The sequence below is a fragment of the Rhizobium chutanense genome (assembly GCF_002531935.1).
Lineage (GTDB): Bacteria > Pseudomonadota > Alphaproteobacteria > Rhizobiales > Rhizobiaceae > Rhizobium > Rhizobium chutanense.
The window spans coordinates 84,832-111,123 of record NZ_NWSV01000005.1; the positions used below are offsets into that span (position 1 = coordinate 84,832).

Annotated in this window: 23 protein-coding genes; 14 read left to right on the plus strand and 9 right to left on the minus strand. The window is 60.7% G+C overall.

All coding sequences use genetic code 11. The features are described from left to right. Positions 1-21: 21 nt before the first annotated feature. On the minus strand, positions 22-1,080 hold the full coding sequence (locus CO666_RS09895; RefSeq protein ID WP_097612219.1) for a LacI family DNA-binding transcriptional regulator: 1,059 nt from the start codon (positions 1,078-1,080) through the stop codon (positions 22-24). Between the two features lie 141 nt (positions 1,081-1,221). Between CO666_RS09895 and CO666_RS09900 the strand changes: the two genes are divergently transcribed. From CO666_RS09900 to CO666_RS09920, 5 genes are all read left to right on the plus strand, one after another. Next, on the plus strand, positions 1,222-3,540 hold the full coding sequence (locus tag CO666_RS09900) for an alpha-L-rhamnosidase (RefSeq protein WP_097611904.1): 2,319 nt from the start codon (positions 1,222-1,224) through the stop codon (positions 3,538-3,540). A gap of 37 nt (positions 3,541-3,577) precedes the next feature. Then, a complete protein-coding gene (locus tag CO666_RS09905; RefSeq protein ID WP_097611905.1) occupies positions 3,578-4,861 on the plus strand; it encodes an ABC transporter substrate-binding protein in 1,284 nt (427 codons plus the stop codon). Between the two features lie 65 nt (positions 4,862-4,926). Beyond that, the gene (locus CO666_RS09910) at positions 4,927-5,805 is read left to right on the plus strand and encodes a carbohydrate ABC transporter permease (protein WP_097611906.1); all 879 of its coding nucleotides are present in this window, start codon (positions 4,927-4,929) and stop codon (positions 5,803-5,805) included. Beyond that, positions 5,802-6,629, plus strand: a complete 828-nt coding sequence (locus CO666_RS09915; protein WP_097611907.1) for a carbohydrate ABC transporter permease — start codon at positions 5,802-5,804, stop codon at positions 6,627-6,629. The genes CO666_RS09910 and CO666_RS09915 overlap by 4 nt, the downstream gene beginning before the upstream one ends. A 4-nt stretch (positions 6,630-6,633) precedes the next feature. After that, on the plus strand, positions 6,634-7,611 hold the full coding sequence (locus tag CO666_RS09920; RefSeq protein ID WP_097611908.1) for an ABC transporter ATP-binding protein: 978 nt from the start codon (positions 6,634-6,636) through the stop codon (positions 7,609-7,611). Positions 7,612-7,657: 46 nt separating this feature from the next. On the opposite strand, the gene CO666_RS09925 is transcribed toward CO666_RS09920, so the two are convergent. Both CO666_RS09925 and CO666_RS09930 read right to left on the minus strand, forming a co-directional pair. Next, positions 7,658-8,008, minus strand: coding sequence for a type II toxin-antitoxin system RelE/ParE family toxin (locus CO666_RS09925; RefSeq protein ID WP_097611909.1), 351 nt, complete (start codon positions 8,006-8,008; stop codon positions 7,658-7,660). A gap of 3 nt (positions 8,009-8,011) precedes the next feature. Beyond that, positions 8,012-8,263: a ribbon-helix-helix domain-containing protein gene (locus CO666_RS09930; RefSeq protein WP_097611910.1), complete on the minus strand. Its 252-nt coding sequence runs from the start codon at positions 8,261-8,263 to the stop codon at positions 8,012-8,014. Positions 8,264-8,607: 344 nt separating this feature from the next. Between CO666_RS09930 and CO666_RS09935 the strand changes: the two genes are divergently transcribed. From CO666_RS09935 to CO666_RS09975, 9 genes are read left to right on the plus strand one after another with little or no spacing between them, the layout of a single operon-like run. Further along, positions 8,608-9,234: an SIS domain-containing protein gene (locus CO666_RS09935; RefSeq protein WP_097612220.1), complete on the plus strand. Its 627-nt coding sequence runs from the start codon at positions 8,608-8,610 to the stop codon at positions 9,232-9,234. Positions 9,235-9,251: 17 nt separating this feature from the next. Further along, complete coding sequence (locus CO666_RS09940; RefSeq protein ID WP_097611911.1) at positions 9,252-10,490, plus strand: glycosyltransferase family 2 protein; 1,239 nt, start codon at positions 9,252-9,254, stop codon at positions 10,488-10,490. 20 nt (positions 10,491-10,510) lie between these two features. Then, positions 10,511-12,481: a hypothetical protein gene (locus CO666_RS09945; RefSeq protein WP_097611912.1), complete on the plus strand. Its 1,971-nt coding sequence runs from the start codon at positions 10,511-10,513 to the stop codon at positions 12,479-12,481. Next, entirely contained in the window at positions 12,478-13,437 is a 960-nt protein-coding gene (locus CO666_RS09950; RefSeq protein ID WP_097611913.1) for a lysylphosphatidylglycerol synthase transmembrane domain-containing protein, read from the plus strand. Before CO666_RS09945 ends, CO666_RS09950 begins: the two co-directional genes overlap by 4 nt. Positions 13,438-13,469: 32 nt before the next feature. Next, positions 13,470-14,411 carry an SDR family NAD(P)-dependent oxidoreductase gene (locus CO666_RS09955; protein ID WP_097611914.1) on the plus strand — a complete coding sequence of 314 codons (942 nt, stop codon included), beginning with the start codon at positions 13,470-13,472 and terminating at the stop codon, positions 14,409-14,411. Then, positions 14,401-16,350 carry an HAD-IIIA family hydrolase gene (locus tag CO666_RS09960; protein ID WP_097611915.1) on the plus strand — a complete coding sequence of 650 codons (1,950 nt, stop codon included), beginning with the start codon at positions 14,401-14,403 and terminating at the stop codon, positions 16,348-16,350. The genes CO666_RS09955 and CO666_RS09960 overlap by 11 nt, the downstream gene beginning before the upstream one ends. Further along, complete coding sequence (locus tag CO666_RS09965) at positions 16,347-17,327, plus strand: GHMP family kinase ATP-binding protein (RefSeq protein ID WP_097611916.1); 981 nt, start codon at positions 16,347-16,349, stop codon at positions 17,325-17,327. The genes CO666_RS09960 and CO666_RS09965 overlap by 4 nt, the downstream gene beginning before the upstream one ends. 9 nt (positions 17,328-17,336) lie before the next feature. Beyond that, positions 17,337-18,554, plus strand: a complete 1,218-nt coding sequence (locus tag CO666_RS09970) for an NAD-dependent epimerase/dehydratase family protein (RefSeq protein WP_097611917.1) — start codon at positions 17,337-17,339, stop codon at positions 18,552-18,554. Beyond that, complete coding sequence (locus CO666_RS09975; protein WP_097611918.1) at positions 18,551-20,080, plus strand: FAD-dependent oxidoreductase; 1,530 nt, start codon at positions 18,551-18,553, stop codon at positions 20,078-20,080. Before CO666_RS09970 ends, CO666_RS09975 begins: the two co-directional genes overlap by 4 nt. A gap of 33 nt (positions 20,081-20,113) precedes the next feature. Here CO666_RS09975 and CO666_RS09980 read toward each other — a convergent pair whose 3' ends face one another. The 6 genes from CO666_RS09980 to CO666_RS10005 all read right to left on the minus strand — a co-directional run bounded on the left by CO666_RS09980 (position 20,114) and on the right by CO666_RS10005 (position 26,255). Continuing rightward, positions 20,114-20,914 (minus strand): phosphate/phosphite/phosphonate ABC transporter substrate-binding protein, encoded by an 801-nt coding sequence (locus CO666_RS09980; protein WP_097612222.1) that lies wholly within the window; start codon positions 20,912-20,914, stop codon positions 20,114-20,116. 40 nt (positions 20,915-20,954) lie between these two features. Next, positions 20,955-22,409, minus strand: coding sequence for an NAD-dependent succinate-semialdehyde dehydrogenase (locus CO666_RS09985; protein ID WP_097611919.1), 1,455 nt, complete (start codon positions 22,407-22,409; stop codon positions 20,955-20,957). A 10-nt stretch (positions 22,410-22,419) separates the two neighbouring features. Beyond that, positions 22,420-23,496, minus strand: a complete 1,077-nt coding sequence (locus CO666_RS09990) for an ABC transporter ATP-binding protein (RefSeq protein ID WP_097611920.1) — start codon at positions 23,494-23,496, stop codon at positions 22,420-22,422. Further along, positions 23,493-24,293, minus strand: a complete 801-nt coding sequence (locus tag CO666_RS09995; RefSeq protein ID WP_097611921.1) for an ABC transporter permease — start codon at positions 24,291-24,293, stop codon at positions 23,493-23,495. The genes CO666_RS09990 and CO666_RS09995 overlap by 4 nt, the downstream gene beginning before the upstream one ends. A gap of 1 nt (position 24,294) precedes the next feature. Beyond that, on the minus strand, positions 24,295-25,167 hold the full coding sequence (locus tag CO666_RS10000) for an ABC transporter permease (protein WP_097611922.1): 873 nt from the start codon (positions 25,165-25,167) through the stop codon (positions 24,295-24,297). Between the two features lie 77 nt (positions 25,168-25,244). Further along, on the minus strand, positions 25,245-26,255 hold the full coding sequence (locus CO666_RS10005) for an ABC transporter substrate-binding protein (protein ID WP_097611923.1): 1,011 nt from the start codon (positions 26,253-26,255) through the stop codon (positions 25,245-25,247). Between the last annotated feature and the right edge of the window lie 37 nt (positions 26,256-26,292).

Below are 26,292 nucleotides of genomic sequence, written 5' to 3' on the forward strand. Positions count from 1 at the left end.
GCGCCGCTGCCGGCCTTACCTTCAGCCTTGTTCCGTGTCTCTGGACCGGACCAGGCTGTTGCGGCTGACCAGCGACGGTATCTGGAAAATATGCTCGGCCGCGCTGCGGCCTTCAATTCTCGAAATCAGGGCCCGGGTTGCGACCTGACCGAGCTCCCGGCCCGACTGATCGATGCTGGCGAGATTGACGAGCCCGAGGGCGGCCGTCGACGAGTTGTCATATCCGATGACGGCGAGATCTTCGGGCACACGCACGTTCATCTCCCTCGCCAGGCTCAGCAGGGTGATCGCGTCGAGATCGCTCCAGCAAAACACGGCACGCGGCCGGTCCTTCCTCGATAGGAACCTTCGCATCGCCTCTTCCCGCTTCGGAGAGGCGATCGGAATTTTGCCGATCGGCGCAGAGGAACCCAAGCCCCCGCGCTGCATCGCCCGGCGGAAGCCGATCTCCCGCTGGCGCACGACCGAAACCGCATGGCCCTCGCGCTCGCCGAGACTGAGCATTTCGATGTCGCGATAGCCGCAGGCAAGCAGCGCTTCCACCGCAATCTCCGCCCCGCGCTGATCGTCGGCGTTGACGGTATCGAAGGCCGTGGCGCCGGCAGCGTGGTAACCGACCGCGACGATCGGGATCTGCACCGCAAACTTGGCGATGATCTCCGCGGGCAGGCGCGGCGCAACCAGGATCAGGCCGTCCATCTTGTAGTCGATCATCGACTCGATCAGCGACGTCTCGAGCTGCACCCGCGCATCGCTGACGCCGATCATCGCCTGATAGTGCGACGGCGCCAGCACGCCGTTGACGCCGGCAATCACCTCCGGAAGAAAGGGGTTGCGGATGTCGATCAAGAGCACGCCGATGGTGAAACTGCGGCCGCGCAGCCCCCGCGCAGCCCGCGAGGGGCGATATCCAAGCGCATCGATCGCGTCGGTCACTTTTGCCCGCAGCGCTTCGCTGACGCCGTAGGCGTTTCGCATCACCTTGGAAACCGCTGCGACCGATACGCCTGCATGGGCTGCCACGGTCCGGATCGTCACCCGATCGTTTCGTTGTCGCGTTTGTTTGTCGTCGATGGGCATGAAATCTCTGTCTTGCGGCTGCGGGTCGTCAATCGCCCGCAACACCACCATGGCAGACTGGCAACGAAATTTCTATTGCGCTTCCGAAGAAAATGTAGAACGTTATATGGAGAACGTTCTACAAATCATCGGGAGGTTTTGATGAACTTTCAGCCGGCCGCCGTCAGCGGCAATCGCGTTTCGCGCCCCTGGTCCGGAAATATGATCGCGCCGCTGTCGGATGGCGGCCAGGGAACGCCGGCAAGCTTCATCGCCAAAAGCTTCGACCATGATGGCGCCGGCCTGCCGGTCGAACTGTTCATCTCCGCCCTCGGCCTTTACCGCTGCTTCATCAACGGCACCCGCGTCGGCGACGACCTGCTGACGCCGGGCTGGACGAATTACGACGATCGCATCGCCTATCAGCGATACGATGTCTCGGAGCTGCTCAAGCCGGGCCTCAACCGCATCGAGATCTGGCTTGCCGATGGCTGGTACCGCTCACCTTTGATGTGGGGCGCCAAGGCGATCCCGAACTGCTGGGGCGACAGGGTCGGCGCCATCGCCGAGATGATCGGACCGGGCGGCACCCTTCTTTCCACCGACACCACATGGCGCAGCGGGCTTCTGCCGATCCTGAAGTCGGGGATCTATTTCGGCGAGGTGTATGATGCCCGGGCGGAAAATCTTGTCGAGACCCATGGCACGGAAAGATTGCCGTTCGACAAGGCGTTGCTCGTTGCCCATGAAACCGCGGCGGTGCGGGAATTGCCGCCGCTCGCCCCTGTGGAAAGCTGGACCGACGACGGCAGGACCGTCTATGATTTCGGCCAGAATGCCGGTGGTTATATCAGATATACGGTGCGCGGGGCTGCCGGCGCCGAAGTGCGGGTGGAGCATTCGGAAGTGCTCGGTCCCGACCGTCACTTCGACAACCGCAATTATCGCACGGCCGTGGCGCAGACCATCTATACGCTCTCCGGCGACGGCGACGAGACCTACGCCCCGCATTTCACCTTCCAAGGTTTCCGCTATGCCAGGGTGACCATATCAGGCGATGCCGAGATCCTTGCCATCGCCTCCGTGCCGATCTCGTCGGTGCCAGAGCCCGCTGGCGGCTTTACCTCGGGCAACCCGCTCGTCAACCGCCTCGTTGAGAATACCATCTGGTCGCAGCGCGCCAATTTCGTCGAAGTACCGACGGATTGCCCGCAACGCGACGAACGGCTGGGCTGGACGGGCGATGCCCAGGTCTTTGCCGCAACCGCCTGCTGGCTGAGCGACAGCCAGTCGTTCCTGAGGAAATATCTGCGCGACGTGATGGCCGACCAGCGCGAGGATGGCGCCGTCTCGCATTTTTCGCCGGATCCGACCCGCCTGCATCCTGCCAATTTCCCAGGTTATGCCGGCTCGACCGGCTGGGGCGACGCCATCGTCGTCATCCCCTGGGTTCTCTACAGCCATTATGGCGACCGGGCGGTTTTGTCGGAGTGCCTCAATTCCATGGTTCGCTGGGTCGATTTCGTCTGGTCGATCTCGGATGGTCCGCTCGTGCGCCCGCCGTCGCGCTGGGGCGATCGCGGCTTTACTTTCGGAGACTGGCTGCAGCCGGTCGGCGACAACCGCAAGCCTCGTCCGACCATTGCCGACGACTGCGCCGCCACGCTCTACCACTTCATCTCGACCGACCTTCTGGCCAGGATCGCAGCCGTTCTCGGCGAGCATACGATTGAAAATGAGATGAAACGGCGCGCCGGCGAGATCCGATCGGCCTTCGCCAACGAGTTCATCACGCCGGCGGGACGGCTGGCCCATAACGACCAGACATCCTATGCGCTGGCTTTCCTCCACGAGCTGATACCGGCAGAACATAGGCAAGCCGCTGAGCAGCATTTCCGCCAAGTGATCATCGACGCCGACTACAGGATCGGTACCGGTTTCATCGGCACGCCTGCCCTTCTGCCGGCGCTGACGAAGCTCGGGATGGACGATCTCGCCGAAAAGGTCTTCCTGCAGGAGGATGTGCCGGGCTGGCTCTATCAGGTCTCGAAGGGAGCGACGACGATCTGGGAGCGCTGGGATTCGATGGCGCCCGACGGCACCATCTACGAACCCGACATGAACAGCTATAACCACTATGCCTATGGTGCCGTCTGCCAATGGCTGTTCGAAAGCGTCGCCGGAATTTCACCGAACCCGGACGCACCCGGCTTTGCCGAGGTGGTCGTCGATCCCGCGCCGATTCCGTCCCTGTCACCGGTTTCAGCCCATCATGACATCAGCCAGGGACGCATCGAGGCCGGCTGGCATTGCACCGGCAACCAGGTCACCTATGTGCTGACCCTTCCGGACGGCTGCACCGGCCGCTTCCGGCCCGGGTGGCGGCACCAGAACCCGTCGCTCAACGGCGAGCCTGTCGGCGAGCAAGCCATTCTTCCCTCGGGCACGCACCGGCTGGTCTTTTCGCTACCGGATTCCTGAGGAGCATACACGTCACATCGTTCAGAGGAGGAACGTCATGACACATCGGATAAAGCGCATACTCGCCGGCGCATCGGCGCTTCTGGCCTTGATCGCGGCCAGCCCGTCGCATGCGGAAACCACGCTGTCTTTCCTGATCGACAACAATCCCGACACGGTCGCGGCAGCCGAAGCCCTCGTTGCCGCTTACCAGGCCAAGGCGCCCGACGTGACGATCGAAATCGAGCCGCGGGCAGGCGGTGGCGAGGGTGACAACATCATCAAGACACGCCTGGCGACGGGGGAGATGTCCGATGTGTTCCTCTATAATTCCGGCTCGCTCCTGCAGGCGCTGAAGCCGACGCAGACGCTTGTCGATCTGAGCGGTCTCCCATCGCAGGCGAAGGTGGACGAAGGCTTCAAGTCGGTCGTCCGGGCCGATAACAAGCTCTACGGCGTGCCTTTCGGCACGGCGATGGCCGGCGGCATCCTCTACAACAGGAAAATCTATCAGGATCTCGGCCTTACCGTTCCGAAGACATGGGCCGACTTCATGGCCAATAACGCGAAGATCAAGGCTTCCGGCAAGGTCGCCGTGGCGCAGACCTATCGCGATACCTGGACGTCGCAGTTGTTCGTTCTGGCCGATTATTACAATCTGCATGCCGCCGTGCCGAATTTCGCCGCCGACTATACCGCCAACAAGGCGAAATACGCGGAGACGCCGGCGGCGATGAAAGGCTTCGAACGGCTGAAGGACGTTCACGACGCCGGCCTGATGAACGAGGATTTCGGCGCGGCAAGCTATGATGACGGCCTGAGAATGGTCGCGACCGGTGAGGCCGCGCATTATCCGATGCTGAGCTTCGCCATCGGCGCGCTCAAGCAGAATTATCCCGACAACCTCGCAGATGTCGGTTTCTTCGCGCAGCCGAGCGATGATGCGGCGACCAACGGCCTGACGGTATGGATGCCGCCCGCCCTCTATATTCCCCTGACCAGCCAGCACGCCGAGGAAGCGAAGAAATTCGTGGACTTCGCCGGAAGCGTCGAAGGCTGCAAGATCATGGTGGAAACCAATACCGTGCAGGGGCCCCCGCTGATCGACGGCTGCGATCTGCCGGCCGACGTGCCGCCTGCCGTAAAGGACATGCTTCCCTATTTCGACACCAAGGGCATGACGACCCCGGCATTGGAATTCGTGTCGCCGGTCAAGGGGCCGGCGCTCGAACAGATCACCGTCGAGGTCGGCTCCGGCATTCGCCAGCCGGCCGAGGCAGCGAAACTCTATGACGACGACGTGCGCAAGCAGGCCAAGCAGCTCGGCCTGCCCAACTGGTAGCGGTCTTTCGGGCCAATCACCTCGCTCCTAAAGGAGCGAGGTTCCACCCGATCGAAGAGGTAGTCATGACCGAGACACGCCCCCGTTCGCGCAAATCGCCCTACCCGCTGTGGTTTTTCATTCCGGCCGCAGTCATCTACGGCGTGCTGTTTCTGTTTCCGACGATCTCGTCCCTCTGGTACAGCCTGACGCGCTGGGATCTTTCGACGGCCGAATTCATCGGGCTCGAAAATTTCCGGCAGTTCTTTTCCGAACCCTTCCTGGTCAAGGGTCTGGTCAACACGCTGATCTACGCCGTCACGACCTCCGGCCTGAAGACCGTCTTCGGGCTGTTGCTGGCAGTGCTGCTGACCAGCAATATCTTCGCCCGCGGCTTCCTGCGCACGCTGGTTTTCTTTCCCGTGCTGGTGTCGACGATCGGCATCGGCATCACCTTCACGGTGATGATGCATCCGACCAAGGGCATCATCAATGTTGCGCTGGAGACGCTCGGCATTCCCGGGCCGGGATGGCTGACCAATCCGGCGCTGGCACTCTTTTCGGTAGCCCTGGTCGATGTCTGGAAGGGTGTCGGCCTGGCCACGCTGATCTTCATTGCCGGCCTGGCTGCGATCAGCCCCGATTATTACGAGGCGGCGAGGATCGACGGCGCCACGCGCCTCCAGCAATTTTTCCGGATCACCCTGCCTCTGGTGCGTCCCGCCACCGTCATCGTCGTGACGCTGTCGCTGATCGGCGGGCTTCGCTCCTTCGACCTGATCTGGGCCATGACCCGCGGCGGCCCCGGCTTCTCTTCGGACGTGATCGCCTCGGTCATTTACAAGCAGTACCAGGCGGGCTTTTACGGCCTGTCGACGGCTGGAAACGTTATCCTGTTTGCGCTGATCGCGGTGATCATCCTGCCTTTCACCCTATGGTTCAACCGGCGCGAGGTCGAGGAATGAGACGGATCCGGCCTTATGCGACCGGCGCGATAGCCCTTGCGGTGGCGGCCGTCATCTTCGTGATGCCGTTCGTCTTCGTCGCTCTCCAGGCAGTCAAATCGAAATCCGAAGCCTCCCGCCTCGATTTCGAATTGCCGGGACAGTGGCTGTTCTGGGACAATCTCGTCGCCGTGTTCAAGGCGCGCGACTATCAGCTGGTGCTCGCTTATTTCAATTCGACCCTGATTACCGTCGTCTCCGTCGCGATCCTGATCCTGCTGTCGGCAATGGTCGGATATGTCATGCAGCGCCGCAGAACCGCCTGGAACAAGGTGGCCTTCATTGCCCTTTTCACGGGCCTGATGATGCCGCCGGCTGTCGTGCCGACCATCGGCCTGTTGCAGGAGGTCGGCCTCTTCAAGACCATGACGGGCATGATCCTGATCCAGGTCGCCTATAATCTCTCCTTTTCGGTCCTGCTCTACCGGTCATTCATCTCGACCATTCCGCGCGATCTCGACGAGGCGGCATTGATCGACGGCGCCAAGCCCCGGCAGATCTTCTTCAGGGTGGTGCTGCCGCTTCTGAAGCCGGTGACGGTCACCAACATCGTCGTGCAGTCGATCGCGATCTTCAACGACTTCACCAATCCGCTCTACTATCTTCCCGGCAAGGAGAACGTGACGGTGCAGCTGACGCTCTATAATTTTCAGAGCATGTATTCGAGCCAGTACAATCTGCTCTTCATGAACATCCTCCTCGTGACGATCCCGCCACTGATCGTCTTCATCTTCTTCAACCGGCAGATCGTCGCGGGCATGACGGCAGGCGGGGTCAAAGGGTAGCAGAATGGCTGAGCTCACTCTCAAACAGGTTCGCAAGAGCTTTGGCGCTCTCGAGGTGATCAAGGGCGTCGATCTGGAAGTTACCTCCGGCGAGTTCGTCGTGTTCGTCGGCCCATCGGGCTGCGGAAAATCGACGCTGCTGCGCATCATCGCCGGCCTGGAAGAGACGACGTCGGGCACGCTGACCATCGGCGGCAAGGACGTGACCTATGCCGAACCTTCCGGCCGCGGCATCGCCATGGTCTTCCAGAGCTATGCACTCTATCCGCATATGACGGTTGCCGAGAATATCGGTTTCGGCCTTTCGCTTGCCGGCCACCCGAAGGCCGAAATCGCCGCCAAGGTGGCGGCGACCGCCGAAACGCTGCAGCTCACCCCCCTCTTGCAGAGAAAGCCGAAAGCGCTCTCCGGCGGCCAGCGCCAGCGCGTCGCCATCGGCCGCGCGATCATTCGCAATCCCAAGGTCTTCCTGTTCGACGAACCGCTCTCCAACCTCGACGCTTCGCTTCGAGCCCAGATGCGTCTTGAGATATCGGATCTGCACGCGCGACTGAAATCGACGATGATCTATGTCACCCATGACCAGGTCGAAGCCATGACCATGGCCGACAAGATCGTCGTGCTCAACGGCGGCAAGGTCGAGCAGATCGGCAGCCCGATGGAGCTTTACCGCAATCCCGCGACACCCTTCGTCGCCGGCTTCATCGGCAGTCCGAAGATGAACCTCTACGGCGGCGAAACCGCACGGCGGATGAACTGCACGACCTACGGCATCCGTCCCGAACATATCAGGCTTTCCGAAGGCGCCGGACAATGGCAGGGCACCATTCGGCACGTGGAACGGCTCGGCGCCGACGCGATCCTCTATCTCGACGTTGCCGAACTCGGCGAAATGGTCGTGCGCGCCGAAGGCGAGACGCCGTTTGCATCAGGTATGACCGTCTGGGCAAATCCGGTCGAAGGGGCGGAACACCGGTTCTGAGGCCGGGCCAAAGCTCCCAAGGACCCGTCCTGCCGGCCGAAGATCCTTACGGTTGTTTGCTGGAGAGAGCCACCAGGTCCTCTTTGAGCCGGACGGGCAGATTCATCCGTTCGTGAAGAATGCTCATGACACCGAGATCACCGTTCTCAAGCTCGCGAAAGAACACATAGTGATGCTCATAGCGACCGAAATAGGCCGAACGCCGGATATCTGCCGGAACCGCCAAACGCTGCGGAAGCTGCCGCCAGATCGGCCGATCCGCGCATAGACGCTGCAGATAGGCGTGCAGCCCGAGAATATAGGCGTCCGCCTGTTTCTCTCCCCACGCCTCCAAAGTATCGCGCCAAATCTTGTCCTGCGCGGCGTCGGCGCGCGGATAAAATCGATAAGCCGTCATAGCCTATCGGCGCTTGTTGCGGCGGATGACGTCTTCTGCCGAAACCGCGATAAATTCGCCGTCGTCGGCCCGCATCGCCGGCGCAAGTTCCTTCTGCAGCACATCCCAGGCCTCATCGCGGGTCTGCAGGTCGCGGCGGATCAGAGCACGAATATATTCGCTGGCGTTTTCATAGAGGCCGTCATCGCCGATCTGCTGCTGGATATGATCCTGCAGCTGCCCGCTGACCTTCACATGAATGCTGCCCGATGCCATCGGCCTATCCTTTTCGTTTCGTCTTACCTTGGGTGGCGTAGCATATATTGTCAATATTCATCACGTTCCGGTCTGCCTATTCAAGCTCACACGGCACACCAATTTCAAAGCTGAAGCCATTGCTCCAGATCCATCAGGGCAGTGATTGACAAATGGGAAAAATTCCCATTTAAGCATCCCTACGAATCTCGTCGGCGGCAGATGGAAACGATCTTCCGCGTGCGGGGAACGCCGATCGCCTTCTGCTGTGGGACTCAAGGCGCTCGTGTCTCGTGAAAACATGGCTAGCAGCCTCGCCATGTTTTCTAACCTGCATTAACCGAGAGCGTAGGGGCTCAATGAGCATGTCGCATACCGAGAACACGCCTTCGGAGCTTCGCGTGACCACCGGCGATCTGGATCGCTACTTCACATTTCTTCGGCACGTGCTCGTGAATACGAGCGCGACCAGGCCGGATGGAGAAAGCCTGGATTATGCCGCGGCGGTGAGTGAGTCCATGCAACTGGCCCGTGCCACGCATGATGCCGGACGCAAGATCATATTCATCGGCAATGGCGGCAGCGCGGCGATCGCCAGCCATATGGCGACGGACTATTCCAAAAATGGCGGACTCCGTGCCATGTCGATGAACGACGGCGCGACGCTGACCTGCCTGTCGAACGACCTCGGATATGAGAACGTATTCGCAAAGCAGATCGACATGCATGCGACCGAAGGGGATCTGGTGGTTGCGATCAGCAGTTCGGGCAGGTCGGAAAGCATTACCAAGGCCGTTCGCGTCGCTCGGGAAAGAGGCGGCGCTGTCCTGACTTTGAGCGGGTTCGCTCCCAGCAATCCCCTGCGAGCGTTGGGTGACCTGAACTTTTACGTTGCTTCCGATCAATATGGCTATGTGGAGATCGCGCATCTGGCGATATGCCATGCCGTATTGGATTTTTCCTGCGGACTTATCCCGCCGCCCCTCTCCTAAAGAGCCATTTCACGCGCATGAATTTCTCCCACATCCACGATCCGGAATTGGCGCTCCTTACGCCCGACGATGACGTCGCCAACCCTGAAGTGACGATCCTCGTCCCCTCCCTCAACGAGGAATTGACGATCGGCACCTTCGTCGACTGGTGCCGCGAAGGTATTGCGGCAAGCGGTGCGGCGGTAGAGATCCTGATCGTCGACAGTTCAAGCGATCGTACACCCGAAATCGCCCGCGACAGGGGAGCCCGCGTGTTGCGAACACCGAAGCGCGGTTTGGGCAGGGCTTACATCGATGCCATTCCCTTCGTCCGGGGCAAGTTCATCATCATGGGTGATGCGGACTGCACCTACGATTTTCGGCAGATAGCGCCATTCATCGAGGCGTTTCGAAAGGGCTACGACTTCGTCATGGGCTCGCGGTTCAAGGGCTCGATCGAAGAGAACGCGATGCCGCCTCTGCATCGCTATTTCGGAACGCCGCTGACGACGTGGATTCTCAACCGAATGTTCAGCAGCCGCTTTTCCGACATCCATTGCGGCATGCGGGGCATCAGCGTCGATGCCTTGCTTCGCATGGATCTTCGCTCGCAAGGCTGGGAATATGCGTCGGAAATGGTGCTGAAATCCGTGCATATGGAGCTTCCGACCACGGAAGTGCCGATCCACTTCCTGAAGGATCCCGAAGGCCGGCTCAGCCACATGAAGCGGCGGGGCTGGATGGAGCCGTGGCGCGCAGGCTGGCGCAATCTTCAGGCGATGTTCGTCTACGGCTTCGATTTCTTTCTCATCTGGCCGGGCTTTCTGCTTCTGGCCCTCGGTTTGATCGTCATGCTGCCGTTGCTCGCCGGGCCTATGTCTATCGCCGGTGTGCGGTTCTCGTCCAATGCCATGCTGTTTGCCATGGCCCTGGCCGTTCTCGGTCAATCAATGCTGGTTTCGGCGGCAATCGGTCGAGTGATTTTCGACTATTCGGGACATGTGCAACATCGCTTCGAGCGGCGGCTGCCTTACAATGCGACGATCTGGGGATCCGTCATCGCCGTTCTGGCTGGCGTCCTGTTGGCGGTTCCGCTGTTCGATTCCTATGTCGGAAACGGATATGTGCTGCCTGAGATCGGCGTCGAAACGAACTGGGCCGTCTTCGGGCTCTGGCTTATCATCACGGCGTTTCAGATCTTTATATCAGGGCTCATGATCAGAGCACTCGGGGTCATGCTGCCGGTCAAGAAGCCTACACCTCCTCTCGCGGGATAGGAGCCACGAAAGGGGTGATCATGATCGTAGGCTGGTGCACGGTTCTTTCCATAATATTATGGGGCCTCGTGATCGACAGAGGCGTCGTTGCCTGGCTCAACCGACGCTGCGATCAGCCCTTCCGGGACGGCACCGACTTTCTATTCAGCAGTATTCTGCCGGCTTTGGCGATATCAGGCGGCGCGGCGACCATCCTTGGTGCATTTCACGGATTGCGATGGGAGATCGTTCTCCCTCTGGTGGTCGTCTCGATGATCTGGCGGCGCCGCGATCTCGTCGCCGTTCTTGGCGACCTGGCGGCGCTGTTTCGTAAAATTGCCGCTGAAACGAAGAACGGAAATCCGATACCTGCGCTTGCGGCCTTCACATGCCTCATAATTTGCTACGTGTGGAGCGTGCAGTCCCAATTTCCATCAGGAATTGCCGACGTGTGGGTTTTCCATATTCCGCTCGCAAACAGCATCATCGATCACGCCGGCTTTGTCTCGCCGCAAATTGACCATCCCTTCTACGGCAATATTCCGCTCTTCTTCAATCTGCTGTTTGCCCTCGTCATGCTGGTCAGCGGTCACTGGACCGGCGCGGCGGTGATGAATATTGCGATTTTCTTCGGATTTCTGTTCCTGCTTTCAAGCTGCGCCAGTCGCTGGCGCGCTTGCGGTTTTTTCCTGGTGGCCGTGCTGATCCTCAGCATCCCCTTCTTCAGGGGAAGTGTCGGTGAACCGATGACGGATCTGGCCCGGTCGTGTTTCTCGATCGCAGCCGTGCTTTTCCTGTGGCGCTATCTGGAAACCCGGCGGCCGGGCGAGCTTTTCCATTGCGCGCTCGTATTAGGGGGAGCGGTCGGAGGAAAATACACGGAACTGCAAATGGTTGGCCTTATAGGGCTGGCGTTGATGCCGACGCTCTTTAGGGGAAGGGTATCGCTGCCGCTTTTTCTGTCATGCCTCTGCGCATTCCTCGCGGTCGCGGGCTACTGGTATGCGAAAAATCTGATTGTTCTCGGCAATCCGATCTATCCATTCATATTCGGCCATCCAGGCCTCACCGATGCCTGGATGGCGGACTATATGCTCGAATTGGGCCGGGCCTTCGATCCTGCCAACCGGCACTTCGTGACGAACCTTGCAACGCTGCAAGGCTGGCACGACTTCCTCCATATCCTTTACAACTGGTTCCTCGCCGGCAAGCCGAATGCTTTCGTCGCTCTCGCTTTGATACTGGCCGGCCTTGCCATGGCTTTTCGGCGCATCGCATCTCTCGCAGCGATGACCGCTGCCATGTCTGTGATATGGTACACCGTGATGTTCAATCATATCAGGTGGGCGACGCCAGCCTATCTGCTGTTCTTTTCGACCGGGTTTATCGGCGCCTCTCTGGTTCGCGAACGATTGGACCGTTGGCTCGACGAGCAGATCCTGCCACGGATAACCCCATTTAAGAAAGTTGCCTCTTCGCCGGCATGCATGGTCGCCAGCCTAGTGATCATCAGCTTGCTGGCAGGGGGGCTCTGGATTGCCCACTGGCATCGCCTGGGCGGCAGCGACATCGATCCGGTCCAGACGAAAGAATTCGACGTCGCGCTCGGGATGATAAGCGTCGACAAATATATGGAGAGCCACCGCGAAGCTTATTTCATGTATCGCTACATCGCAGATCATGACCTGCGCGCCGTTTTTCAACCTTTCGATACGGCCAACACACTGTTGTCCACGGCTTACAACGACGGCCGGGATGGCGGTTGGCAATTGCCGCGCTACGTGCTGCCTGCGCCGGGTTCGGATATCGATGCTTTCATCAAGAACAATCGTATAGCTTACTTCATCGTTCCCCCCGATGCCGGAAGCGCGTTCCTTGCCGAACGTATCGGAGAAGACAAAATAGCGATCGCCAACAGCGTCATAGCCCACATGATGCCCCGTTCCTCACTGATATTGATGGATCGGTTCGGCTGGAAGCTCTATCGTTTCGACGCGGATCGGGCATCGTGACTGCTCCGTCTTCCAAAGCATTGCTGCGCATCGGCATACCGGCCCTGAAAGTGGCCGTCGCGCTTGGCCTCGTCATATGGATCGCGCGCAAGGTAGATTTTTCTGAAGGATGGGCTGCTGTCCGGGCTCTGTCGGCGACGACCATCTCGGTCATTATCCTCCTTCTGCTCCTGCAGGCCCTGCTTTCGGCGTGGCGATGGTGCCTTCTCTCGGAAATGATAGGGCGAAGGCTGAAGATATCGGGCGCCATGAAGCTCTTCATGCAAAGTCTGTTCTATAATCAGGCTCTTCCAAGTCCCATTCCGGGCGATGCCGCACGCATATTCGGCGCCGTGAAATACGGTCTGACGGTCGGCGAAGCCACGCTCGGTGTCGTCATGGACCGCATGCTCACGCTTTTCGGACTGGCGGTCGTTGCGCTGATCGGACTGATCATCATGCGTGCCGTCTACCAGTTCGACTTTCCCATCCCCTATCTGACCGAGTTCACGACGCTTGGCGTCGCGGGAACCATCGCATTGGCCGTCGCATTCGGCTGGCGTCACCGGCTCTTCATCCGGTTTCTTCCGGCAAGGCTGCACGCGCTGAGCACCGCGTTACAGGCTTTTATCACCCACCGGAGAATGGTCGGCATATTTCTGTTGACCCTCGTCATTCACGGGGTGAGCGTCGTCTCATTGGAGATCCTCGTTCTCGGCCTCGGTCTGCCGCTCGGCTGGGGCCAGGCGACAGCCGCTTTCCCGCCGGTGCTTTTGATCGCGATGATGCCGATTTCCGTTGGCGGGTGGGGCCTCCGCGAGGGCGGCATGATCGTTTCACTTGCGGCGTTCGGCATAGGCACGACGGACGCCGCAACGCTCTCGGTGGTGTTTGGCCTCTTGCAACTTTTGATCGGCTTGGCCGGTGGTGTATTCGTCCTTTCGCGTCCTCATTCGGGAAAGATCAAAGCGCTCTGATGAGCCTTAACAGATCATATGGAGCTGCCGACATGCATGCCTTGGTAACGGGAGGGGCCGGATTTATCGGCAGCCATCTCTGCGATCGCCTTTTGGAGTTGGGCTATCGGGTAACCGCGATCGACAATCTTCATCTTGGCCGGATGCGCAACATCGACCATCTGAGGGGTCGACCGGATTTTCGCTTTCAGCAGCTGGATATGCTCGATCGGGAAGGCATGGACCAACTCGTTGCGGCGGACCGTCCCGACGCCGTTTTTCATCTTGCCGCCAATTCCGATATTGCTGCAGGCAATGCCAATACGGAACTGGACCTGCAGCTGAACCAGCTGACGACGACGACGCTGCTTGCCATCATGCGCAAGTATCAGATCGGCAGACTGTTTTTCGCCAGCACCTCCGCAGTGTTCGGCGAAGCGGAAGGAAACATCCATGAGAACCACGGCCCCCTGCGGCCGATCTCCCTGTATGGCGCCAGCAAGCTTGCCGCGGAAGCCTATTTGTCCGTCTACGCCCTATCATTCGGCATCAAGACGCTTGTCCTGCGCTTTCCCAATGTCGTCGGAGAGCGCTCCACGCATGGAGCAATCTACGATTTCATCAACAGGCTGAAGGCTGATCCGACCAGACTCCAAGTGCTTGGCAACGGAATGCAGACAAAGCCCTATCTCTATGTCGGCGACCTGGTGGATGCCATTCTCCTTGCCTGGGACAAGGCGCCCGGCACCTATGAGGTGTTTCACGCCAGCGGCATCGGCGAAACATCCGTCCGGGATATTGCCGAGATCGTGGTCTCCAAAGTTGCGGCCGGCGCTGCCATCGAATACGGAAGCGAAGACCGCGGCTGGCTGGGCGATGTGCCGCGCTTCAGCTACGACATAAGCCGGCTCGTTACGCTTGGCTGGTCTCCGAAGCGAAAATCGACGGAAGCCGCTGAACTTGCCGTCGAACGGATCCTGGCGAATGGCTTCTGACGCCGGTATCCGCCAGGCCATCATTATTGCCGGAGGCCTTGGAACGCGCGCGCGCAGCATGACCGGCGACGCCATTCCGAAGGCGCTCCTGCCGCTTGCCGGCGTACCGATCATTCTCCGGCAGATTCGTGTCCTTGCCCGCGAGGGGGTTCGGCATGTGCGAGTGCTTGGCGGCCACCTCGGCGGCCAGCTCGAGCCTGCACTAGGGCCTGAAGCTGAAAAACTCGGCATCGAGATCGAGGTTTTGGTCGAGATGTCTCCGCTCGGCACTGCGGGATGCCTGACGACTTTGGACAGCGTCATCGGGGACGTGCTGATCGTCTATGGCGACATGCTGTTCGATATCGATCTTTCGGCACTGGCGCGTCATCGTCGGCAATTTCCTGCCGCCCTGACCATCATCGCCCACCCCAACGACCATCCTCGCACATCCGATCTCGTCGTCCAGAAAGATGGTTATCTCCAGCGCCTTTTGCCCCGCAAAGCGCCGCGCGATGCGGATTGGCGCAATCTGGTGCCGGCCGGTTTATACGTGGCTTCCGACCGATTTTTCGAGGAGCTCCTGCCGGGGCAGACGGCGGATATGATTCATGACGTCATTCCCGGTCTTCTCGATCGGTCCATCCCGGTCGCGATCTATGACACGCCGGAATATATGAAGGATACCGGGTCGCCAAACCGGCATACCGCCGCCGAGGAAGACCTCCGCCAGGACAGAGTTCATGCCGTTCATCTATCCGTGAAAAGACCGGCAGTATTTTTCGATTGCGACGGCGTGCTCAACGAGGATGTCGGCGGCCACGGTGTCATCCATCCCGACCAAGTGAAACTGATCGGCCGGGCCGGCGAAGCGGTGCGGCTCGCCCGCGAGGCGGGCTTCCTTGCCGTCGCTGTGACGAACCGGCCGCAGGTCGCCAAAGGCTTGCTGGATGAGACCGGCCTCGATCATGTTCTTGGTCGTCTGGAAGCTGAGCTTGCCGAGGAAGGCGGCGTCCTCGACCGGATTTATTTTTGTCCGCATCATCCGGACAAAGGATTTCCCAATGAAGTCGCGGCGCTGAAGATCAATTGTGAATGCCGCAAGCCGGGAGATCTGATGATCCGCCAGGCAATGGCGGAGCTGCCGATTGAAAGATCGAAATCCGTCATCATCGGAGACAGCCTGCGCGACATCGGTGCGGGCCGCAAGGCAGGCATCTGGGCTTACGGCGTTCGGACAGGTTATGGCCTGCGGGATGAGAAGAGCTATCCCGCCGCGGAGGCTGACATCCCGCGTGCCGATCTCGTCTTCGACACGGTCTATGACGCCGCTCGCTTTCAATGCGGTTATCAGCATATCGGCCGCGAACTGTCCGGAGCGATTGATCAGCGGCTTTCAAATCATGCCGGCCCGCTGCTCGTCAGCATATGCGGTCGTTCCCGCTCCGGCAAAAGCACGCTTGCGCATGCGGTCGAGCGCCTGCTCTCGGAATCGGGGCGCCGGGTGCTGAGGCTGGAACTCGATCGCTGGATCCTGCCGCTCGAACATCGCCGCCCGGATATGAGCGCGGAAGAACGCAACCGGGTCGAACTCTATCCCGAGATCGTCAGCGTGCTGCGCCAATCCGGACGGTTGGAGGCGCCAGGTTACGACGCTGCAAGCCGTAGCCGGCGCACGGATGCGGCCATCTACGATGCCCGTGACGCCGAAGTCATTCTCCTCGACGGCATCTTTGCCGGACATCCATCGATCCGCGAAGATGTCGATATGGCTGTCTTCGTCGAAGCGTCGCAGCCGTCGCTGTTCAATCGCTTTCATAATTTTTACGCCTGGAAAGGCCTCACGTCAGCTGCCGCCGAAGACCTCTTGACCTCGCGCATTCAGGAAGAATGGCCGGCGATCGATCTGCAGCGGGCATCGGCCGATATCGTCATCAATCTCGAGGAGACAATCCTTTGATCGTTTCATCCGCACCGTTTCGTGTCAGTTTCGCCGGCGGCGGCTCCGATATCGCCTCCTATTACCGCCGTCAGTCGGGCGCGGTCCTGTCCTGCGCGATAGCCAAGTACAGCTTCGTCATCGTGCACAACTACTTCAATGAAAACAAATATCATCTGAAATATACGCGCACCGAACTCGCCGAGACGCTCGAAGAGATCGCCCATCCGCTGTTGCGCGAGGCCCTGCGGATGCATCGGGTCGAGCCCGGCATCGAAGTCGCTTCCGTCGCCGACATTCCCTCCGGAACCGGCCTAGGATCATCCAGCTCCTTTTCCGTAGCGCTGATCAACGCGCTCTATGCCCACAGGTCGCGCTTTGCCTCCAAGGATCAGCTGGCGGAAGAGGCCTGCAAACTCGAAATCGATATCCTGAAAGAGCCGATCGGCAAACAGGACCAATATGCGGCCGCACATGGCGGCCTGAATTTCATCGAATTCAACTCCAACGGCAGCGTGAATGTTCAGCCCGTCGTTCTCAGCTCCGAAAAGATGGCTGAGCTCGAGAGCAACATCCTGTTGTTTTTCACCGGAAACCAGCGGGATACCCGCTCGGTTCTGTCGACGCAGGTGCAGGCCATGGAGACGGACGAGGATAAATTCCGGACCGTCGAGCGCATGGTACAGTTGAGCTACGAGATGCGCGACATCCTCATGGGTGGAGACCTCAATGCCTTCGGCGAGGCGCTGCACCTGGGATGGATGATGAAAAGATCGCTGACCTCGAAGATCACGAACAGCACGATCGACGAATATTACGAGGCAGCTCGTGCGGCCGGCGCTATCGGCGGCAAGCTAGCGGGCGCCGGCGGAGGGGGCTTCCTCGTGCTTTATTGCCCGAGAGATCGTCAGGAAAAAGTCCGGCAAGCGCTGTCGCAACTCAAGGAAATCGAGTTTCGTTTCGACTGGAGCGGCGCACGCATCGCCTTTGCACAATAGAGGCTGTGAATGGCACCGCGTCTCATCATCACCGGGTCGACCGGCTATATCGGCGCAAGACTTGCGGCGATGGCGCGTGAGCGCGGCTTCGAGGTGGTTGAGCTGGGCCGGCGGCCCGGAACGACGTGGCGCATCGGTGACGAACCCCTCGCTTCCGATCTGGAAGGGGCGGTTGCAATCGTCCATCTCGCCCATTCCTGGGCGACTGCGCCTGATGCGGCCGAGGAAGAAAATTTCAATATATCAGGCACGGTGAAATTGGCGGAAGCCGCAAGGGCAGCCGGAGTGCCGCGCTTCGTCTTTTCTTCCTCTACCTCGTCCCGGCAGGAAGCGCTCAACATTTACGGCCGCACCAAGTTCAGGATCGAGCAGCATTTGGCGGCCAGCTCCGCAGCGCCGATCGTTCGCATCGCGCGAATCGGGCTCGTTTACGGTGGCCCGCGGACGGCCATGTACGGCCTGATGGCCAAGCTGGCAGCCTTGAGTCCGATTTTGCCGATGATCGGGCTCAGCCGAGAGGTCCAGCCGATTCATCTTGACGAAGTCGCCGCCGGCCTGTTGGCGCTGGCGACAGAAGAAAATCCGCCGCGGCAAACATTCGTGCTCGCGCAGGAAAAACCCATCAGCTTTGCCGGTTGGCTCAGAATTCTTCGCCACAGCCAGGGCAAGGGCAACCTCCATTTCATACCGATCCCCCTGAGCGCTGCCCTTTTTGCCTGCCATATGACGAAGCTCCTGCCGTTGATCCCCACGGTCGATCCGGAACGCGTGCTCGGGCTCGCGGGCGCGGCACCCATGGAAAGCGGCGAAAGTCTGAGGCTTCTGAAGTTGAACCCGGCTGACCCGCTGACTGTGCTTGCCGAAGAGTTCGGCCAAACCGACGACGAGCAATCGCGCAGTGAAGCACAGGCTCTGCTGCGATATCTCGGCATCAGACCCACGCCAATACAGCTGCACCGGCTCTGCGAAGGACTTCGGCGTGAGGGGCTGTCGCCGCTTCGCCTTTCCCCGGCGCTCATCCGGCACCCCGGCCTGCTGGCGCTCTTTGAACCGCCGGCCAACCGGACGAAACATCGCCTCGCACGCGCCCTCTACCTGGCCGATCTCGCCAGTGAACCGGAAAGGCATCCCGGCAGGAAAACCGGATTTTTCAACGCAACACTGACCATTGCCGGCGATCTCCTGCTGTTTCCGCTGCGCACGCTTCTGGCCGGAAGATATCGATGATTGCGCCCGACGCCGACTTCATCATCATCGGCAGCGGACCTGCAGGCGTCTCCGCCGCCTTTCCGTTGATAGCGGCCGGCCGCCGCGTTCTGATGCTGGATGCCGGCAACGACGCAGGGCCGCAGGAGGAAAACCGCAGCGTCCGCGTCCTCGGAAGCGATCTGGAATCACTGCGCGGCGACGACGGCAGCTCGCCGAAATTGCAGACGCCTGCCGCACGCGGGATCCTCGAACCCTTTCGACGCCAGTCCGGCATATCGGGCAACGGTTTCACGCCGATCGGCAGCCTTGCCCGCGGCGGCCTCTCCAATATCTGGGGGGCGCAAGTCAGCTATCTCGACGCCGAGGACATTGCGGATTGGCCGATAGACATCGCCTCCCTCCAGAGATCCTACGAACATGTCGCCAAACGCATCGGCATCAGTAATAATGCCGATGTTGCGGCTGATGCCGCCGGCGAGCCCGTTTTACCGCTTGGTGCAACCGCCGCCCATGTTCTTCGCAAACACCACGCCGAAACCCCGGCGGATGGATCGTTTCGGCTTTATCCGGCAATCAATGCCATCCTTTCGCAAGCGAGGCCCGGACGGGCGGCATGCGATCTGCGCGGCGATTGTCTCTATGGCTGTCCCAGCGGTGCAATTTATAACAGCAGGCAAGACCTGCTTCTCTTACGACAATCTCCGCATTTTCGTTTGCTCGACAATATGCGAGCGGTCTCCTTGATCCGCAGTGCAGGCTGGATTGTGGGAACGGCAGACGGATCGTCATTTTCTGCGCCGAAGATCATTCTTGCCGCTGGCGTGCTTGGAACGGCCGGCCTGCTGGCCGATCTCCTGCCGATTGACGAGCAGGGACTGCGTCTGTTGAACAGTCCTACTCTGGCCATTCCCCTGCTCTCCCCCGCACGATTGCTGCGCCCGGCGACGCCGACACACAGTCTGGCGGAGCTTGGACTGTCTCTGCGTTATGGCGAAGGCGCATCCGATTACGTGACGGGCGCCATCTATGAAGTCGGTTCCCTGCCGGCGCAGAGCTTCATCAACAGGATGCCGCTCGGCCGAAGGGCCGGACGCGCCGCATTCGAGACGATCGCCAGCAGCCTCCTCGTGGCGACGATCTACTATCCCGGCGATCAAAGCCGGAGCTACATCCACCGAGATGCAGCAACGGGAAAGCGCCTGACTGTCCGCGGCGGCTTCGCAGACGGTTTTGGCCTTCGCGCCGAAGCTTTGAAAAAGGCGCTCCGCCGGGAATGGAAACGATTGGGACTCATTCCGCTCCCGGGCGCATCGCTGGCGGAGCCGGGTGTCGACGCGCATTTCGCCGGCACTTTGCCGATGGGCGCAACCGGTGCGTTCGGCACCTCGTCGGACGGCGAATTGAATCTGCACCCCGGCCTCCACATCGTCGACGGCTCGGTTATTCCCGATCTGTCCTCGAAATACATCACGATGACGATCATGGCCAATGCCGACCGCATCGCTCATCGTCTCGCCGAAACGGAAGCAAAGCCGGCGCTCTGACACAGAACAGGCAGGGTAAAATCGGCCTGCCGTTCAAGCCCGCAGCTGCGGCAACGCCTCGCCGGCCAGCGACAAGAGCGGCTCGTAGTCGGCTTCGGAAAGTACCGAGAAATCAACGAGGCCGAGGGTGGCGCGCATGGCGGCCAGCGATGGTTCTTTGATGGCGGCGCTAAGCGCATCTCGCAACCGAAGGACCCTGTCGTCCGATGCATCGCCTGAGGTGATGAGGGGCAGGCCGGGGCCTTTGGGCGTTTCGGCAATGATGCGAACTCCCTCGACAAGGGTGGGATCGAAACGGCGGATATTGGCATAGGTGACGCAATCGATCGCCGCGCCGTCGGCCCGGCCTTCGGCAACCGCCGCGATGCTGCCGCCATGGCTGCCGGTTTCGATGATCCGGCCGAAGAAGCGGCCGTCCCGGGCAAGCGGAGCAACGGCGGCGCGAAAGAGATTACTGCCGGAGTTGCTGTCGGGGCTGTTGATCGCAGCCGTGGTGCCGCGCAAATCCTCCAGCGAACCAAGCGACGAATCCTTGCGGACGATGATGAAGCTGCACATCGCCGGGCCGTCACAGCCGGGATGGCCGTAGACCGGCGTCGCCACCAGGCGAACCCTGCCGCGCAGGTTCCTGGCAAAGGGATAGCCGCATGTCTGCGAGAGGAGGAGATCCGGCCTCAGCCAGGCTTCGTCATAGGGCACGGTCCGATCGGGCGTCTCGGGCAAGTCCGTCAGGCCGGCTTGCGTGAGATAATGCCGGAGGAACGACCAGAGTTCGCCCGTCGCGGCCGCGAGCGGTTCCGATGTGACATACATGGCGATGCTGACGAGAGGCATTCCGGTCTTTTCCTGCGGCGAAGCGCAAGCATCGACCAGCTCAGGCGATGCCGCCCAGGCATACATATTTGAGTTCGGTATATTCGTCCAACCCGTGCCTCGACCCTTCGCGGCCGAGGCCCGACATCTTGACGCCGCCGAACGGCGCCTCGGCGGTCGAGACGAGGCCGGTATTGACGCCGACCATCCCGTATTCCAGCGCTTCAGCCACACGGAAGACCCGCGACAGATCGCGCGCGTAAAAATACGATGCAAGTCCGAACTCGGTGTCGTTCGCCTTTTCGATGACGTCCTCTTCGTCGCGAAAACGAAAAAGCGGTGCAAGCGGCCCGAAGGTTTCCTCGCGCGCGACCTGCATGCCGGCGGTGACATCGCGCAGGATCGTCGGCTCGAAGAAATGCCCGCCCAGCGCGTGGCGCTTGCCGCCAGACACGATCCCGGCGCCCTTTGCAACGGCATCGCCGATATGGGCTTCGATCTTGGCGACGGCGTTGTCGTCGATCAGCGGCCCCAGCACGACATCGCGCTCCAGGCCATTGCCGACCTTCAATGCCGATACGGCCGTCGCGAGCTTGGCGGCGAAGGCTTCGTAGACGCCGTCCTGGACGTAAAGCCGGTTGGCGCAGACGCAGGTCTGGCCATTGTTGCGGAACTTGGCGATGATCGCGCCTTCGACCGCGGCATCGAGATCGGCATCGTCGAAGACGATGAAGGGGGCATTGCCGCCGAGCTCCAGGCCAAGCTTTTTGATCGTCGGCGCGCATTGCCGGTAAAGCAGTTCGCCCGTCCGGGTGGAGCCGGTGAAGGTCAGGACCCTGATGTCGCGGCTTGATGTCAACACCCCGCCGATTGCCGCCGCATCGCCGGTAACGATGCTGAGCAGACCGGACGGCAGGCCGGCCCGTTCCGCCAGAACGGCAAGCGCCATTGCCGAGAACGGCGTCTGCGGCGCCGGTTTGAGAACGACGGCGCAGCCGGCGGCGAGCGCCGGGCCGACCTTGCGCGTGATCATCGCGTTCGGAAAATTCCAGGGGGTGATCGCCGCCACCACGCCTGCCGGCTGGCGTAGGACGAGGATGCGCTTGTCGGGTTGGTGTCCCGGTACGGTTTCGCCGTTGATGCGTCTCGCCTCTTCCGCGAACCACTCGATGAAGCTTGCGCCATAGGTGATCTCCCCCTTGGCCTCGGCGAGCGGTTTTCCCTGCTCCAGCGTCAGGATCATCGCCAGATCGTCACGGTTTTCGATCATCAGGCGGTGCCACGCCTTGAGAACGGCGGCGCGCTCGCCGGCAGTCTTCTTCGCCCATAGCTTTTGGGCAATGACGGCAGCGCGGATGGCCTCTTCCGTTTCCGTGGCCCCGAGATCAGGAACTGCGCCAAGCGCCTCGCCTGTCGCGGGATTGCGGATCGTCGTTGCTTGCCGGCTCTCCGCTTCGATCCAGCGATCGGCGACCGGGCACGCCTGACGGAACAGCGAGGGATCATTGAGCTTCATAGGACAACTCTCAGCAGAACACGTGGGCGGCGCCGGGATCGAAATCCAGATGGACTGTATCGCCGCGGCTCAGCCCGGTGATCGCCTCATGACCGAACGGCAGGCGAACCGCCAGCGCCTCGCCATTCGCCGTTTCTGTAGAAACGTGAATATTGTTGCCGAGGAAGGTGATGTCGCTGACGGTGGCGGCGAGACCCGCGCCGGCTCGAGCGCGCGACAAGCGAATGCGCTCCGGCCGCAGCATCAGCGCCGCCTTTGCGCCGGATGCCCCTTTTCCATGTACCGGAATTTGATTGAAGACCGTCCCGCCGCCGAGCGAAATGGTGGCCTGCCCATTGGAAGAAGACACCAGGTCGCAGGAAATGAAGTCGCTGTCGCCGATGAATTCGGCAACGAAGCGGGTCTTGGGATTGGCGTAGAGTTCGGGGCCGGTCCCGATCTGGTCGATAACACCCTTGGAGAAGACGGCGATGCGGTCGGAGAGCCGCAGAGCCTCTTCCTGGTCGTGCGTGACGTAGAGGATCGTCACTTCGGTCTGCTGGTGGATGCGGCGGATCTCATGCTGGATTTCCTCGCGCAGCTTCTTGTCGAGCGCCGACAGCGGCTCGTCCATCAAAAGCACCGGCGGATCATAGGCGAGCGCCCTGGCAAGGGCGACGCGCTGCTGCTGACCGCCGGACATTTGCGCGGGCTTCCGATCCTCGAAACCTTCGAGCCGGACGAGGCGCAGCATCTCCTTCACCTTGCTGTCGATCTCGGCCTTGGACTTGCGCCGGACCTTCAGCGGAAAGGCGATGTTTTCGCCCACCGTCAGATGCGGAAACAGGGTGTAACGCTGGAACACCATGCCGATGTTGCGCTTGTGCGAGGGCGTGGCGAGCAGGGTCTTGCCCTCCAGCGTAATGTCGCCTTTCGTCGGATTGTCAAATCCCGCCAGAATGTAGAGCGTCGTGCTCTTGCCGGATCCGGACGGACCGAGAAAGGTGAGGAACTCCCCGCGCCGGACGTCGAGAGTGACATCGTGGACGGCAACGACAGGGCCGTATTCCTTGCGTATGCCGCGGATCTGAAGGAATGGTTCGTTCATTGTTTCAGTACCTTACGCACGACGGCAACCAGGGCCATCAGGATGATCGTCAAAAGGATGAGAAGGGTCGACGCGGCTGCGACAACAGGCGTCAGATCTTGTCGCAGCGTCGCCCATACTTTCACGGGCAGCGTCTGCAGGGTCGGGCTGGACATGAAGATCGCCACCACCACCTCGTCCCAGGATGTCAGGAACGAGAAGACGGCGGCCGAAAACAGCCCGTGGCTGATCGCGGGAAGCGTGACCCGGATCTTGGCTTCGAGGGGCGTGGCGCCGCAGAGCACCGCCGCATCCTCGATCGACTTGTCGAAGCCCTCCAGCGCGCCCGATATCGACAGGATCGAGAAGGGCAGCGCCAGCACGAGGTGCGAGATGACGAAGCCGGTCAAGGTGCCGCCGAGGCCGATCCTCAAGAAGAAGGCGTAGAGGGCAACCGCCAGAACCACGACCGGAAGGATCATCGGCGTGAGGAACAGCGCTTTCAGCGCATCGCGGAACATGAACGAACCGCGCACCAGTCCGAAGGAGGTGACCAGCCCGAGCAGCACCGACAGGATGGTCACGATGACCGCGATCTTGAAGCTCGTCAAAGCCGATTCCAGCCAGCGCGGATCGGCGAAGAGCTCGCCGTACCACTGAAACGTCCAGCCGGGCGGCGGAAAGATCAGCCATTGCGAGGAGCCGAAGGAGAGCGCCGCGATGAAGACGATCGGCAGCAGCAGGAAGGCGGCCGTCAGAAGCGTTATGCCGAGAAGGACGTATTTCCACCAGCCGAGACGGTCGAAATTGAGCAACATATCAACGCCCTCCCGGGTTCTGGTTGCCGACGAAGCGCAGCTGCACGGCATAGAGCGACAGGGTCACCACGAGGAGAACCAGCGCCGCCGCACCGCCCATTCCCCAGTTGACCAGCGACTGCACGAACTGCGCGATCAGCTCTGCGAGCATCATGTTGGCGGTACCGCCGAGAAGCGAGGGCGTGACGAAATAACCGAGCGACATGACGAAGACCATCAGGGCGCCGGCCGCCATGCCGGGCGTGGCCAGCGGCAGGAGAACACGCGTCAGGCATTGCCAGCGGTTGGCGCCGCAAAGGGCGGCCGCCTGCAGAATCGACGGGTCGATCTTCTTGATCACGCCGTAGAGCGGCAGGATGATGAAAGGCAGCATGATATAGGTCATGCCGATCGTCACCCCGGTGAGATTGTTGACGAGCGCTAGGGGCTGGTCGATCAGACCCATTCCCATCAGCATCTTGTTGATGAGCCCGGTCCGCTGCAGGAGCACCATCCAGGCATAGGTGCGGGCGAGCAGATTGGTCCACATCGACAGAAGCAGGATCGCAAAAATCACCGAGATCAGCCGCCCCGGCATGATCGCCAGCGCCCAGGCAACGGGAAAACCGATCAGCAGTGAAATCACCGTGACCAGACCCGAGACGATGAAGGTGTTGGCGAAAATCTTGAGATAGGTGGCGGAGCCGATCAGCTGCGCATAATTTCCCAAGCCCGGCACGGGTTCCAGCACGCTTCGCAGCAGCAGTATCGCCACCGGCACGACGAAGAAGATGCCGACGAAAGCGAAAGCCGGAACGACCCCGCTGAACCCTGTTGGCCTGCGTACCTTTGGTAAGGGTGTAATTACGCCGGAGGCATCGCTAAACGTCGACATGACAGTCCTTCCCACCCGTCAATTTCCGCAGGTGGGCACGGCGACCTTCGCCGTGCCCGTTGATCTCAAGCTTCAGCCTATTTCGCCTGCCAAGCGTACCACTTCTCGCCGATGGCATCGCGATTATCAGCCCAGTAGCTCATATCGGCATTGACCTGGCTTGCCGTCTGCTGGTCCGGCAGGGTCTTGGCCGTTTCCGGGTCCATCAGCTTGGCCGATTCAACATTGATCGGCGCATAACCGGTGGCCTTTGCCAGGGCAGCCTGCGGTTCGGCCGAAGTCGCCAGTGCAATGAACTTCATCGCAGCTTCGACATTCGGCGAGCCCTTCGGCACGACCAGCGCATCGGCAGCGGTGATGTTCTGCTCCCAGGAGGTTTCAACCTTGATGCCGGTCGCAGCAAGCGCCGTCATGCGGCCGTTCCAGACGCTGCCGAAGGGGGCTTCGGCGGATGCCAGGAGCTGCTGCGACTGGGCGCCGCCGGACCACCAGATGATATCGGACTTGATCGTATCGAGCTTCTTGAAGGCGCGGTCGAGGTCAAGCGGATAAAGCTTGTCGGCAGCCACGCCGTCGGCCAGCAGCGCCGCTTCGATCACGCCGGGCGCCGACCACTTGTAGAATGTGCGCTTGCCGGGAAATTTCGCCGTGTCGAATAGATCAGCCCATGTCTTCGGGCAGGCTTTGACGGCATCGGCATTGCAGCCGATGACGAAGGAATAATAGAAGCTGCCGACCGAATAGTCGGTGACGAAGCGCGGATCGAGCTTGGATTTGTCGATGACCGAGAAGTCGAGCTTCTCGAGCTGGCCGGCCTTGCCGGCCTGGGCGGCAAAATCGCCTTCGACGTCGACGACGTCCCAGGTGACCTCACCGGCCTCGACCATGGCCTTGAGCTTGCCATAGTCGGTCGGGCCGTCCTGCACGACGGTGATACCGGTCTTTTCGGTGAACGGGCTCGCCCATGCCGCCTTCTGCGCGTCCTGGGTCGTTCCGCCCCAGCTCGAGAAGACCATATTGTCGGCTTTGGCCGGCGCGGAGACCGCGACGAAGGCGGCAACCGCCGCGAATGCAAATGTCGTTTTCATGTTCCCTTATCCCTGTTTGGTTTGTCCTACGGGTTAT